The organism is Streptomyces sp. UW30 (assembly GCF_008042075.1).
In the GTDB taxonomy this organism is placed as follows: Bacteria; Actinomycetota; Actinomycetes; order Streptomycetales; family Streptomycetaceae; genus Streptomyces.
Window position 1 is genome coordinate 406,761 of record NZ_RDBN01000033.1, and the last position, 12,918, is coordinate 419,678.

The following is a 12,918-nucleotide window of genomic DNA, read 5'->3' on the forward strand; positions in this document are numbered from 1 at the left end:
CGGCCCCCGCACCGTAGGAGCCACAGAGAACGCCGCACGCACCATCAGCCGCACGGAGCACCCGACGACGTCGAACCACCACGGCACCAGGCACAGCGGAGGCACGATGCGCCGGACGGACCCCGAAGGCCACGGCCCCGTCCGATACGGGCCGCCGCTCCCGGACGACGGGCTGCCCGTCCTGCCCGAACTGGCCGCCGTGCTCGCCGCGGCCGCGGACCGGGCCGAGAGCGAGCCGATCGGCGGCGGCACCGCCCTGCTGGAGGCGGCGTGCGGCTACTGGGGCCGGCGCGGACTGCCGACCGAGCCCCAACAGGCCGTGGCCGCTCCCGGGGCGCCTGCCCTGCTGCTGGGACTGACCTTCGCGATCGGCGGCGACATCCTCGTACCGCGGCCCTGCGCGGCCTGGTGGGCGCCGTACGCACGCCTGTTGGGCAGACCCGTCTTCCATGTGGCGACGTCGGCCGAGTGCGGCGGTGTCCCGGATCCCTACGCCCTGCTGGAGACCGTCCGCCGGGTCCGTGACGAGGGCGGTGACCCGCGGCTGCTCGTGCTGTCCGTCGCCGACGACCCCACCGCCACCGTCGCCCCGCCCGAACTGCTGCACGAGACCCTGGAGGCCGCCACCGGCGAGGGACTTCAGCTGGTCAGCGACGAGACCTGGCGCGACACCGTGCACACCCCGCACGACACCGTGCTGGTCAGCCCCGCCGAGATGCTGCCCGAGCAGGTCACCGTCGTCACCGACCTGGCCGGCGCCCACCTCCCGCCGGGCTGGCCGGCCGCGGTCGCCCGGTTCCCCGCGCACGACGCCGGAAACGGCCTCCACGCGCGCGTGCTCGACGTGCTGACCGCACTGGGGGCAGGCGTCGCCGGCCCGGTCGCCCTCGCAGCCGGGTACGCGCTCGCCGAGCCCGAGCCGGTCGCCGAGCGGATCGGCGCCGCCGTACGCCTGCACGCGCGCGTGGCCGCCGCCGCGCACGCCGCCGCCGTGGCTGCCGGCGCACTGGCACGGCCCCCGCAGGCCGGACGGCACCTGTATGTCGACCTCGGCCCGCTGCGCGCCGGGCTGTCCGCGCACGGCGTGGGGGACGCACAGGACCTGGAGGACTTCCTCGCCGATCGGCTCGGCATGCCCGCACCGGGCGGGCACCGCTTCGGCGACGACCTCGGGGCGCTGCGCGTGCGGCTGTCCACCGGCGCGCTGCTCACGGGCACCGACGAGGAACGCGCGGAATGCATCGGCTCACCCTCGCCGTTGGAACTGCCACACGTGCACCGCGCGTTGATCCACTTGAAGTCGGTCTTCGACGATCTCCGCGACGACGCCGAGCGATGGGAGCCTCCGCGATGACGCAGCAGTCCGAGTCGCCCACCACGCGCAAGGCCACCTCACGGACGGCAGCCCCGAGCACGACGGCCCGGGAAGCCGACGCACCCGCGACGGACCCGTCACCCTTCGCGCCCCCGCCCCCGCTCCCACCGCTCGCCGCACCCCGCCCGCTGGGCGWACGCCGGGTGTGGCCGCGCACCTTCCACGACCGCCTCACCGCCCCGCTCCCCGGCATCAAGACCCTCGCCCGCTTCGCCCGCGAGGGCGCCGTACGCCCGGGCCGGGAGGGCCTCGCCGACATCCCGCGACTGCCCTTCGAGCCGGGCCCGCTGCCCCGCGTGGACGCCCGCACGATCGCCGTCTCGTGGGCGGGTCACGCCAGTTGGGTGGTCCGGATCGGCGGACTGACCGTGCTCACCGACCCGGTCTGGTCGCGCCGCATCATCGGCACCCCGGCCCGCATCACCCCCGTCGGCGTCGCCTGGAACGCCCTGCCGCGCGTGGACGCGGTCGTCATCAGCCACAACCACTACGACCACCTGGACGCCCCCACGCTGCGCCGACTCCCGCGCGACACCCCCGTGTTCGTGCCGGCCGGCCTCGCCGCCTGGTTCCGGCGCCGCCGGTTCACCCAGGTCACCGAGCTGGACTGGTGGGAGGCGGCCGAACTGTCAGGCGTCCGCTTCGACTTCGTGCCCGCCCATCACTGGTCCAAGCGCACCCTCCTCGACACCTGCCGCAGCCTGTGGGGCGGCTGGGTGCTCACGGCCCCCGACGGACAGCGCGTGTACTTCGCGGGCGACACCGGATACGGCCACTGGTTCACCCGCATCGGCGAGCGCTACCCCGGCATCGACCTCGCCCTGCTCCCCATCGGCGCCTACGACCCACGCTGGTGGCTCAGCGACGTCCACTGCGACCCGGAGGAGGCGGTTCGGGCGGCCCAGGATCTGGGCGCGCGGCGGATGGCGCCGATGCACTGGGCGACGTTCGTGCTGTCGGCGGAGCCCGTCCTGGAGCCCCTCACGCGGGTGCGGGCGGCATGGGAGAAGGCGGGGCTGGCGCGGGAGGACCTGTGGGACCTGGCAGTGGGAGGATCACGGGTTCTGAAGTAGCCGACGCTCAGTGGATGCCGAGAGCTTGGGGGAGCGACCAGCCACGACGGGCCCGCAGCCTGCAATGAAGCCTCACTTGGCAGGTCGAACCCGTTTCCACACACCCGGCGCCGCGCTGATCACCACGGTCAGCACGACCGCCGCCACAACCCCCTCCCACGGCTCGTCGAACAGCGACCCACCCAGAATCCCGATCAACTGATACGTCACAGCCCAGGCCAGGCAGGCCGGAAAGTTCCCCCGGGCAAACCGCCGCATCGGCCACGCGGCCAGCAGGCAGGCCAACATCACCGGCAACCGCCCCGCCGGCACCAGCCGGGACAGCACCAGCACCGCCACCCCGTGCGCGGCGAGCCGATCCTGCGCCTGCGTGAGCCGCTCCTCCGGCGCCCGCGAGCGGATCGCCTCCAGCCAGCGCGAACCGTTCTTCGAGCCCATGCCACGCCGCCCCAGCCAGTACAGCGTCACATCGCCCAGAAACGCGGCCGTGGACGCCGTCACGAAGACCAGCGCCAGCGAAAACGGCGCCGTCTGGTGAAACGCCACCACCGCCGCCGAACTCACCAGCGCCCCCGTCGGCACGATCGGCACCAGCGCCCCGATCAGCACCAGCAGGAACAGCGTCGGATAACCGATCGCCTGCTGCGTCGACTCGTGCGGCACCGTTGTCGCGGCGGCGGCCAGCACGGTCATCGGGCCACCTCCAGGCGCACACTCTCCCCGTGCGCGAGCCGGTGCACCGACACGCCGGGCGCGCGCTCGGCCGCGAGACGCGCGAACTCGTCCCCGGGCGCGTGGAATTCATGAGGGCGCACGGCGTCCAGGCCGATCGGCCAGTACGTGCCGTAGTGCACCGGCACCGCACTGCGCGGCGCGAGCCGGACCAGTGCCTCGGCCGCGCGCCCCGCGTCCAGGTGGCCCTCCCCGAGATACGGTCCCCAGCCGCCCACCGGAAGCAGCGCCACGTCGACCGGGCCCACTTCCTTCGCCATGGCGTCGAACAGCCCGGTGTCCCCGGCGAAGTACGTACGTCCCTCCCCCTCGACGACATAGCCGAGCGCGGGGGAGCGGTGCCGCCCGACGGGCAGCCGCCGCCCGTCGTGCCGCGCCGGAACGGCCCGTACCGCCACGTCGTCGACCGTGGTCACGTCCCCCGGCGCCATCTCGGTCACCCGCAGATGGGAGAGCCGGCGCAGACCCGGTACCGCGCCCGGCGCGCCCCGGGGCACGAGCAGGCGGGTGTCCTGGGGCAGCCCGGCCAGTGACGGAACGTGCAGGTGGTCGGCGTGGAGGTGGGAGACCACGGCGACGTCAGCGCGCCGGGCGTCGGGCGCCGGTAGCGCGCCCCGGCGGCGGTGCAGGTGTGCGAGCCGGCGTGCGAACAGAGGGTCGGTGAGGATGCGCACGTTCGAGTCCTCGATCGTGCAGGTGGCGTGACCCCACCAGGTGATCTCCACCGGCACCTTCTTTGCCTCCTTCGCGCGACTCCCCGAAGCGTACGGGCTGGAGTAGGGTCGGGGCCCGAAACCCGGAGGTGAGGGGGACGCCATGGGGCCATCCATTGTGCGCGTCACGGCGATCGCCAGTCTGACGCCGCTCGAAGAGCTGGACGCCGACCCCTTCCTGGTGGACTCCCGCAGCCAGCACGCGATGTGCACGCGTTGGGCCGCCGAGCACGGGTACGTCGTGGCGCGCGAGCTGCTCGTACGCGGGTTGCGCGCCGACCACAGCGTCCTGTGGGAGGGCGTCCGCCCCGGCCTCGACCTGTTCGTGGCGCCCAGCCGGCGCGTGCTGGAGAGCGCGTTGTCGTCGGTGGAGGAGTTCACCGCGGAGTGCGCCCGGCGCGGGGTGCGGGTGGAGACGGTGGGGCGCGCGGAGCCGTTGTACGACGCGCAGATGAAGGCACGGGTGCATCGGAGGCTGTCGATGCCGACCGCGGGGTACGACGGGCGCTAGGCGCTCCGCTGGTGGTGCCGGGTTGTGTCGCCTTTTGTCTGCGGCGCCGTTGTGGCTGGTCGCGCAGTTTCCCGCGCCCCTTTGAGGGGCGCTGCCCCACCGCAGCCGGCAAGGGGAACCGGCGGGCCCGAAGGACCGTTGTGTCAGGCTGAGGGCGTAAAGGCCTGTTTCGGACGTGAGGTGGGCTGGGCGTGCGTGGGCGTTGGCGGCGGGTTGCCAGTCAGGTCGGGCGGAGTGTGACCGTGTGGGCGGTCTCCACCGTCACCATGCTCGTGCTCGCCGGGATCCTGCCGGACTTCCAGCTGCAGTCGGCGGACGGTGACAGCGCCACCCGTATCGCCATCACCGCGGCCCTCGGCGCCGGTGCGTTCGGTCTGCTCTCCGCGCTGGTCTGGCCCCTCCTCGTCCGGCTGCTGCTCCTCGTTCCCGCGCTGGTGCTCGGCCTGCTGGTGTTCTTCCTCAACGGCTCGCTGCTCATCGTCGCCCTGCGCCTGGTGCCCTCCGGCGACAGCGAGGCCGCCCCCGAGACCGCCGTCATCGTCGCCGCCGTGATGTCCGCCGTCGCCTCCGCCACCGGCGGCGCCCTGGCCGTACGCGACGACGACGCCTACCGCCGCCGGCTGTACCGCCTCGCCGACCGCCGGCGCCGGGCCCTGCCCCCCGGCCCCTCCAGCCCCGGCACCGTCTTCATGCAGCTCGACGGCGTCGGCCACGACCTCCTCCTCGCCGCCGTCGGCAAGGGCCTGATGCCCACCGTCGCCCGCTGGCTGGGGGAGGACACCGGTCACGGCGTGCGCACCACCCACCGGCTCACCCCCTGGCGCACCGACTGGTCCAGCCAGACCGGCGCCAGCCAGCTCGGCATCCTGCACGGCAGCAACCACGACGTCCCCGCGTTCCGCTGGTACGAGAAGGCCGGCCGCGAGGTGATGGTCTGCAACCGCCCCACCAGCGCCGCCGAGCTCCAGCGCCGCGCCATCGACCGCACCGGCGACGGCGGACTGCTCAGCGCCGACGGCGCCAGCCGCGGCAATCTCTTCAGCGGCGGCGCCGACGAACAGGCCCTCGTGCTGTCCATCGCGACCAGGCGGCGAGATCGCCGCAACCGCTCCCGCGCGGGCTACTTCGCCTACTTCTCCGACCCCGCAAACGCCGTCCGCACCGCCCTGTCCTTCGTCGCCGAGGTCGGCCGAGAGATCGGCCAGTCCACCAGGGCCCGCGCCCGAAAGGCCCGGCCGAGGGTCTCCCGCGGCGGCCTCTACCCGTTCATCCGCGCCTTCGCGACCGTCGTCGAGCGGGACGTCGTCGTCGCCGCGGTCATGGGCGACATGTTCGCCGGCCGCACCGCCGTCTACGCCGACCTCGTGGCCTACGACGAGGTCGCGCACCACTCCGGGCCGTTCGGCCGCGACGCCGACAAAGTCCTCGAACGGCTCGACCGGGCGCTGGCGTTGATCGAGAAGGCCGCCGAGCACGCGCCGCGGCCGTACCGGATCGTCGTGCTGTCGGACCACGGCCAGAGCCCCGGCGAGACCTTCCGCGCCCGCTACGGCCTCGGCCTCGGGGACCTGGTGCGGGCCGGCTGCGGGCTGCCCGTGCCGCGCAGGGCCCGGCGCACCCACAGCGGCGCCGAGGCCCGCGCGGCCGTGCGGGCGGCGCTGCGCCGGCCCGTCGAGGAGGGCGGCGACCAGCACCGCCCCTCGCGCCGCCGCTCCGAGCCGCTGGTGCTGGCCTCCGGCAACCTCGGCCTGGTCTCCTTCCCGGACGTGCCGCACCGCATGACCAAGGAGGAGATCGACGCCCGCCACCCGGCCCTGCTCACCACGCTCGCCAACCACCCCGGCATCGGCTTCCTGCTGGTGCGCAGCGAGCGGCACGGCGGGGTCGTGCTCGGCGCGTACGGGGCGGAGATCCCCCTGGACCGGCTGGACGACGATCCGGGGCCGCTGGAGGTCTTCGGGCCGGGCGCCGCCGACGCCGTGCGTCGCACGCACTCCTTCCCGAACACCGCCGACATCATGGTCAACTCCGCGTACGACCCGGCCGACGGGGAGGTTCTCGCCTTCGAGGAGCAGATCGGCTCGCACGGCGGGCTCGGCGGCGCGCAGGGCCGACCGTTCCTGCTGTCGCCGCTCGCCCTGTCCGCGCCGCTCGACGACGGGGAGGACCTCGTCGGCGCCGAGCATGTGCACCGGGTGCTGCGCCGCTGGCTGGGTGAGGCGAACGGGCCGCAGGTGCCGGTGGAGGCGGAGCCGCAGGAGCGGGCCGCCTGAAAAATCGGCTGCGTACGAGGGGCCGCAGGCACACACTGTTCGAGTCGCAAACCGCTCGAACACTCCCAAGGAGCACCTGCCTTGCAGGCAGCCGTCACCGTCACGCCCACCCGTATCCCCGAACTCCTCCTCGGCCTCGCCACCGTGCGGCCGGTCTTCATCTGGGGCGCTCCCGGCATCGGAAAGTCGTCCCTCGTCAGGGACTTCGCCGCGTCGCTGGGGCTGGAGTGCGTGAGCCTGCTCGGCACCCAGCTCGCGCCGGAGGACCTGATCGGCGTGCCGCAGATCCGTGACGGACGCTCGGTGTTCTGCCCGCCGGAGGCCATCGCCCGCGACGAGCCGTACTGCCTGTTCCTGGACGAGCTGAACGCGGCGACGCCGGACGTGCAGAAGGCGTTCTACTCGCTGATCCTGGACCGCCGTATCGGCAACTACGAACTGCCGAAGGGCTCCATCGTCATCGGCGCCGGAAACCGCGCCACGGACAACGCCCTGGCCCGCCCCATCGCCTCCGCCCTCGTCAACCGGCTCACCCACGTCCACCTGGAGGCGTCCGCCAAGGACTGGCTGACCTGGGCCGCGAACAACGACATCCACCCGTGGATCCTGGACCACCTCACCGACCGCCCCGACCACCTGTGGTCCAAGCCGCCGAAGACCGAGGAGCCGTTCTCCACGCCCCGCTCCTGGCACATGCTCTCCGACGCGCTGCACTCCTTCGGCCGCGACCTCGACGAGGAGACCCTGAAGGTCGTGGCGCACGGCACGCTGACGCCGACGCATGCGACCGCGTTCTGCGGATACGTCAAGATCGTGCGCAGCCAGTACGGCATCGAGGCGATCATCAAGGGCGACGCCCGCTGGCCGCACCGAATGCAGGACCGTGACCTGCTCTACTACCTCGCCGAGTCCTTCCGCGGCCGGCTGATCAAGGAACTGCCGGTCAGCAAGGAGCACATGTCGGCGAGCGGCCGGCAGACCGCGTACCGCGCGAAGTCGCTGCTGGTGCAGCTCGCGGAGATCTCCGTCGAGGTCGCGCAGAGCGTCATCGCCTCCGACGCCGACGGCAATCCCGTACTGCCGGCCTGGTTCCTGGTGGAAGCCGCGCGGGACATGCCCCGGCTGGTGGAGGCGCGGCGATGAGCCGCACCCACGACAAGGGGAAAGGGAAGAAGAAGCGGGACCTTGCGGCGGAGGCCTTCGCCGAGGGCATGCGGCTGGTGCGGGCCAACCCGGCGCTCGCCGCGGTCGAGTTCACCGTCTGCCGCCACGAGAACTGCGAACAGGCGCCGCGCGACGGCCTCCTTCGCGTCGAATCCGACGGCGTCCTGCACGTCCACCCCGACCGGCTCACCGAACCCGCCACCTGGGCCTGGGCCATCGCACACGCCGTCCTGCACCTCGGCTTCGGCCACGTCCCTTCCAAGAAGGGCACGCCCGTGCAGCCCGACCGCGCCGACCTCGCCGCCCGCTGCGCCGTCGTCAACCGCTTCCTGCTCAGCAGCCCGGTCGGCACGGCCCCGGACCACCTGCCCCTGACCTACCCGGACGGCGACGAGGAACAGCTCGCCGCGCGCTGGCGGCGCGACGGCATACCGGCCGCGTACGAGCGCTGCGGCACGGCGGGCCCGGAGCCCGACCTGCTGCTCGTGGAGTGGATGGGCTGGTTCGGGTCGCCCCCGGACCACCAGCTGGCGTTCGCGACCGCGCTGACCCGGACCGTGTCGACCGCGATGGACCTGGCGGGCGGCCGCCGCGACTCCATGGACGGCGAGCCCGTCAAGAAGCGGCCCTGGCAGTGGGCGCTGGAGTGGTTCATCACCTCCTACCCGCTGCTCGGCGGCATCGCGGCCGGCATCAAGCTGGTCGCCGACGCCGAACTCGCCCGCGCGCACGGCATCGCCGTCGCCGCCGTCAACCCCGAGGCCGGCGAGATCTACATCAACCCGCTGCGCCACTTCGAGGACGAGGAATGGCGGTTCATCCTCGCCCACGAGATGCTGCACGCCGCCCTGCGGCACGGCGACCGCTGCGGGGCCCGCGACCCCTACCTCTTCAACGTGGCCTGCGACTACGTCATCAACGGCTGGCTGCGCGAGATGCAGGTCGGCGAGATGCCCCAAGGGCTGCTGTGCGACCAGGAGTTGGCGGGCCTGTCGGCCGAGGAGGTATACGACCGGATCGCCGGCGACCTGCGCCGGATACGCCGGCTGGCCACCCTGCGCGGCAAGGGCGTCGGCGATGTGCTGGGCGCCCCGCTCGGCGCGCCCGGCGACGCCTGCGACCTCGACGAGTTCTACCGCCGCGGCCTCTCCCACGGCCTCGATCTGCACCAGCAGCAGGAGCGCGGCTTCCTGCCCGGCGGTCTCGTCCAGGAGATCCGCGCGCTCAGCCATCCGCCACTGCCCTGGGACGCCCGGCTCGCCCGCTGGTTCGACGAGTTCGTGCCACGCCCCGAGCCGGTGCGGACGTACGCCCGTCCCGCGCGCCGTCAGGCGTCGACGCCCGACATCCCGCGCGCCGGCCGCTACTTCCCGCCCGAGGAGATCGCCCGCTGCACCTTCGGCGTCGTCCTGGACACCTCGGCGTCCATGGGCAGCGTGCTGCTCGGCAAGGCGCTGGGCGCCATCGCCTCCTACGCCGCCGCCCGGGACGTACCGGCCGCGCGGGTCGTGTTCTGCGACGTGGCGCCGCACGACGCCGGCTATGTGCCGGTGACGGACATCGCGGGGCGGGTGCGGGTGCACGGGCGCGGCGGTACGGTCCTGCAGCCCGGGATCGACCTGCTCCAGCGCGCGGACGACTTCCCGCCGGGCGCGCCCGTCCTCGTCATCACCGACGGCTGGTGCGATGTGCTGCGGGTGCGGCGCGAGCATGCGTACCTCATTCCGCAAGGCCGTCGCCTGCCGTTCACCCCGCGTGGGCCGGTCTTCCGGGTGAGTTGAGCCCGAGTGTGATCGGATGGGGGGCACGGACCCAGGAAAACGGGCCCCCACGCGAAAGGAAGAATCGTGGCTACCACGCGCTCCGCACACACCGTTTGGGAAGGCAACCTGCTCGAGGGCAACGGTGTCGTCCACTTCGACTCTTCCGGTGCCATCGAGGCGCAGCCGGTCACGTGGGCCTCGCGCTCCCAGGACGCGAACGGCAAGACCAGCCCGGAGGAGCTGATCGCCGCCGCGCACTCCAGCTGCTTCTCCATGGCGCTGTCGCACGCCCTGCACGGCGCGGGCACGCCTCCCACCAAGCTCGTCACCTCGGCCGACGTGAACTTCCAGCCGGGTGAGGGCATCACGGGGATTCACCTCACGGTCGAGGGGACGGTGCCGGGGATCGACAACGAGGCGTTCGTCGCTGCCGCGGAGGATGCCAAGGCCAACTGCCCGGTGAGCCAGGCGCTGAAGGGCACGAACATCACGCTGTCCGCCAAGCTGGCGTAACGCTCCGCTGGGGGAGCCGCATATCGACGCCGCCCCGCGCCCCTTCGGGGGCGCGGTCCCCGCCCCCGTCTCAGGAAGTCGACCGAGGATGCCCTCACCTCCCGCCGTCTCCGCTCACCGTGGTGGGACCGAGCGTGCCGGTGCTGCTACCTGGCAGGCGTATGAGGATGCGCTGCTCAGTGGTGCCGAGTATGTGGAGTTCGACATTCGGCGGACGGCGGACGGCGTGTTCGTCGTCCATCACGATGCCCGGGTGGGCCCGATCGGACCCCTGCTGTCCCGGATCACCTACGCCGAGCTGTGCGAGCGTGCCGGGTACGTCGTGCCCGTCGTCGACGACGTCATGGGGCTCATCGCCGGGAAGCTCGAAGGGCACCTCGATCTGAAGGAGACCGGATACGAGCGTGAGCTCGTCGAGCGGGCGGTCGCGCTGCTCGGGGAGGACGGGTTCGTCGCCACGACCCTGGAGGACCGTTCCGTCGCCGCGATCTCGCGGGCCTTTCCCCGGGTGCGCACGGCCCTGTCGCTGGGGCGGCACCGAGGAGGCGTCGGGCCGGCGCGGCTGGCCCGGATCCGGCTGAGCGAGCTGTTGCCCATGCGGCGGATCCGCGCCTGCGGTGCGACCGGCGTCGCCGTGCACCAGCGCCTCGCGCGTGCGACCGTGTTGCGGGAGGCGTCCCGCAACGGACTGTTCACCATGGTGTGGACCGTCAACGAGGACCGGCAGATGCGGGCCTTTCTGGCCGATCCGCGCGTCGACGTCCTGATCACCGACCGGCCCCGCCGCGCCCTGGCCCTGCGGGGCTGAGCGCCCGCTCAGCCCTCGTTCGGCACCCGCCCCCGGGTCACTCGCCCCATTGACAAGAGCCCACTCAAGTTTTGTGCTGGAGTTCAAGAGGTGCCCTGGCGGAAGGGGACAACGATGGCACGCGCGGTCGGGATCGATCTGGGGACCACGAACTCGGTGGTCGCCGTCCTGGAGGGCGGCGAACCCACTGTCGTCGCCAATGCGGAGGGGGCCAGGACCACACCGTCGGTCGTGGCCTTTGCCAAGAACGGCGAGGTACTCGTCGGTGAGGTGGCCAAACGGCAGGCGGTGACGAACGTCGAGCGCACCGCCCGCTCCATGAAGCGGTACATGGGCGACGCGAACTGGCGCTTCCCCGAACAGGGCGACATCGACGGCTCGCGCTACCGGGCCCAGGAGCTGTCGGCCCGGGTGCTGCAGAAGCTGAAGCGGGACGCCGAGTCCTATCTCGGCGAGGACGTCACCGACGCGGTGATCACCGTCCCCGCGTACTTCGACGACGCCCAGCGGCAGGCCACCAAGGAGGCCGGGGAGATCGCGGGCCTGAAGGTGCTCAGGATCATCAACGAGCCCACGGCCGCCGCCCTCGCCTACGGCCTGGACCGGGGCGAGGAGCAGACGGTGCTGGTCTTCGACCTCGGCGGCGGCACCTTCGACGTCTCGCTGCTGGAGATCGGCGACGGCGTCATCGAGGTCAAGGCCACCAACGGCGACACGCACCTGGGCGGCGACGACTGGGACCAGCGGGTCGTCGAGTACCTGGTGAAGAAGTTCAAGGGGCAGTACGGGATCGATCTCGGCAACGACAAGATGGCGCTGCAGCGGCTGCGCGAGGGCGCCGAGAAGGCCAAGATCGAGCTGTCCAGCTCCTCCGAGACGACGATCAACCTGCCCTACATCACCGCGTCCGCCGAGGGCCCCCTCCACCTCGACGAGAAGCTGACCCGCGCCCAGTTCCAGGAGCTCACCGCCGACCTCCTCGACCGCTGCAAGACCCCCTTCCACCAGGCGGTCAAGGACGCGGGCATCAAGCTCTCCGCGGTCGACCACGTCATCCTCGTCGGCGGCTCCACCCGCATGCCGGCCGTCACCGACCTCGTGAAGGAACTCACCGGCAAGGATCCGCACAAGGGCGTCAACCCCGACGAGGTCGTGGCCGTCGGCGCGGCCCTCCAGGCGGGTGTCATCCGCGGCGACGTCAAGGACGTCCTCCTGCTCGACGTCACCCCGCTGTCCCTGGGCATCGAGACCAAGGGCGGCATCATGACGAAGCTGATCGAGCGCAACACCACGATCCCGACCCGGCGTTCGGAGATCTTCACGACCGCCGCCGACAACCAGCCCTCGGTCGGCATCCAGGTCTACCAGGGCGAACGCGAGATCGCGGCCTACAACAAGAAGCTCGGCGTCTTCGACCTCACCGGCCTGCCGCCCGCCCCGCGCGGCGTGCCGCAGATCGAGGTCGCCTTCGACATCGACGCCAACGGGATCATGCACGTCTCCGCGAAGGACCTCGCGACGGGCCGCGAGCAGAAGATGACCGTGACCGGCGGCTCGGCACTGCCGAAGGACGACATCGACCGGATGATGCGGGAGGCCGAGCAGTACGCCGACGAGGACCGTAACCGCCGCGAGGCCGCCGAGACCCGCAACCAGGCCGAGCAGCTCGTCTACCAGACCGAGAAGTTCCTCCGCGACAACGAGGACAAGGTCCCGGCGGACACCAGGACCGAGGTCGAGTCGGCGATCACGGACCTGAAACAGCAGCTGGAGCAGAACGCCGAGACGAACGTCCTGCGCACCGGCATCGAGAAACTCGCCACGGTCAGCCAGCAGATGGGCCAGGCGATGTACGCCCAGGCCCAGCAGGCCCCGAGCGACGGCGCCACCGCCGCCGGCAACGGCACGGAGCAGACCGCACCGCAGGACGACGACGTGGTGGACGCGGAGATCGTCGACGACGAGAAGGACCAGAAGGGCGGGGCCGCGTGAG

11 protein-coding genes are annotated in these 12,918 nt (G+C 72.4%); 9 read left to right on the forward strand and 2 right to left on the reverse strand.

Annotated features, from left to right (window positions below; genetic code table 11):
• Window positions 1-106 precede the first annotated feature (106 nt).
• Window positions 107-1,354, forward strand: coding sequence for an aminotransferase class I/II-fold pyridoxal phosphate-dependent enzyme (locus tag EAO75_RS17180; RefSeq protein WP_147995916.1), 1,248 nt, complete (start codon window positions 107-109; stop codon window positions 1,352-1,354).
• Window positions 1,351-2,448 carry an MBL fold metallo-hydrolase gene (locus EAO75_RS17185; protein ID WP_147995917.1) on the forward strand — a complete coding sequence of 366 codons (1,098 nt, stop codon included), beginning with the start codon at window positions 1,351-1,353 and terminating at the stop codon, window positions 2,446-2,448. Before EAO75_RS17180 ends, EAO75_RS17185 begins: the two co-directional genes overlap by 4 nt.
• A gap of 72 nt (window positions 2,449-2,520) precedes the next feature.
• Here the strand turns inward: EAO75_RS17185 and EAO75_RS17190 are convergent, their stop codons facing one another.
• Both EAO75_RS17190 and EAO75_RS17195 read right to left on the reverse strand, forming a co-directional pair.
• Complete coding sequence (locus tag EAO75_RS17190) at window positions 2,521-3,141, reverse strand: DedA family protein (protein ID WP_147995918.1); 621 nt, start codon at window positions 3,139-3,141, stop codon at window positions 2,521-2,523.
• Window positions 3,138-3,911 carry an MBL fold metallo-hydrolase gene (locus EAO75_RS17195; protein WP_147995919.1) on the reverse strand — a complete coding sequence of 258 codons (774 nt, stop codon included), beginning with the start codon at window positions 3,909-3,911 and terminating at the stop codon, window positions 3,138-3,140. Before EAO75_RS17195 ends, EAO75_RS17190 begins: the two co-directional genes overlap by 4 nt.
• A gap of 85 nt (window positions 3,912-3,996) precedes the next feature.
• Here EAO75_RS17195 and EAO75_RS17200 point away from each other — a divergent pair, with 85 nt between their 5' ends.
• The 7 genes from EAO75_RS17200 (at window position 3,997) to dnaK (ending at window position 12,917) form a co-directional block, all read left to right on the forward strand.
• On the forward strand, window positions 3,997-4,404 hold the full coding sequence (locus EAO75_RS17200) for a hypothetical protein (protein ID WP_147995920.1): 408 nt from the start codon (window positions 3,997-3,999) through the stop codon (window positions 4,402-4,404).
• Between the two features lie 242 nt (window positions 4,405-4,646).
• Entirely contained in the window at window positions 4,647-6,677 is a 2,031-nt protein-coding gene (locus EAO75_RS17205; protein WP_187284487.1) for a phage holin family protein, read from the forward strand.
• An 81-nt stretch (window positions 6,678-6,758) separates the two neighbouring features.
• Window positions 6,759-7,820, forward strand: a complete 1,062-nt coding sequence (locus tag EAO75_RS17210) for an ATP-binding protein (RefSeq protein WP_147995922.1) — start codon at window positions 6,759-6,761, stop codon at window positions 7,818-7,820.
• Window positions 7,817-9,622, forward strand: a complete 1,806-nt coding sequence (locus EAO75_RS17215; protein WP_147995923.1) for a DUF2201 family putative metallopeptidase — start codon at window positions 7,817-7,819, stop codon at window positions 9,620-9,622. Before EAO75_RS17210 ends, EAO75_RS17215 begins: the two co-directional genes overlap by 4 nt.
• 66 nt (window positions 9,623-9,688) lie before the next feature.
• Window positions 9,689-10,117 (forward strand): OsmC family protein, encoded by a 429-nt coding sequence (locus EAO75_RS17220; protein WP_147995924.1) that lies wholly within the window; start codon window positions 9,689-9,691, stop codon window positions 10,115-10,117.
• A gap of 88 nt (window positions 10,118-10,205) precedes the next feature.
• Window positions 10,206-10,925, forward strand: coding sequence for a glycerophosphodiester phosphodiesterase family protein (locus EAO75_RS17225; protein WP_147995925.1), 720 nt, complete (start codon window positions 10,206-10,208; stop codon window positions 10,923-10,925).
• A gap of 114 nt (window positions 10,926-11,039) precedes the next feature.
• The gene (gene dnaK, locus EAO75_RS17230) at window positions 11,040-12,917 is read left to right on the forward strand and encodes a molecular chaperone DnaK (RefSeq protein ID WP_147995926.1); all 1,878 of its coding nucleotides are present in this window, start codon (window positions 11,040-11,042) and stop codon (window positions 12,915-12,917) included.
• Window position 12,918: the final 1 nt, after the last annotated feature.

Bases quoted from the DNA above. Each gene is read 5' to 3' on its own strand.
- EAO75_RS17180 (WP_147995916.1), top strand. From the start codon at position 107: ATGCGCCGGACGGACCCCGAAGGCCACGGCCCCGTCCGATACGGGCCG.
- EAO75_RS17190 (WP_147995918.1), bottom strand. From the start codon at position 3,141: ATGACCGTGCTGGCCGCCGCCGCGACAACGGTGCCGCACGAGTCGACG.
- EAO75_RS17200 (WP_147995920.1), top strand. From the start codon at position 3,997: ATGGGGCCATCCATTGTGCGCGTCACGGCGATCGCCAGTCTGACGCCG.
- EAO75_RS17215 (WP_147995923.1), top strand. From the start codon at position 7,817: ATGAGCCGCACCCACGACAAGGGGAAAGGGAAGAAGAAGCGGGACCTT.
- EAO75_RS17225 (WP_147995925.1), top strand. From the start codon at position 10,206: ATGCCCTCACCTCCCGCCGTCTCCGCTCACCGTGGTGGGACCGAGCGT.
- dnaK (WP_147995926.1), top strand. From the start codon at position 11,040: ATGGCACGCGCGGTCGGGATCGATCTGGGGACCACGAACTCGGTGGTC.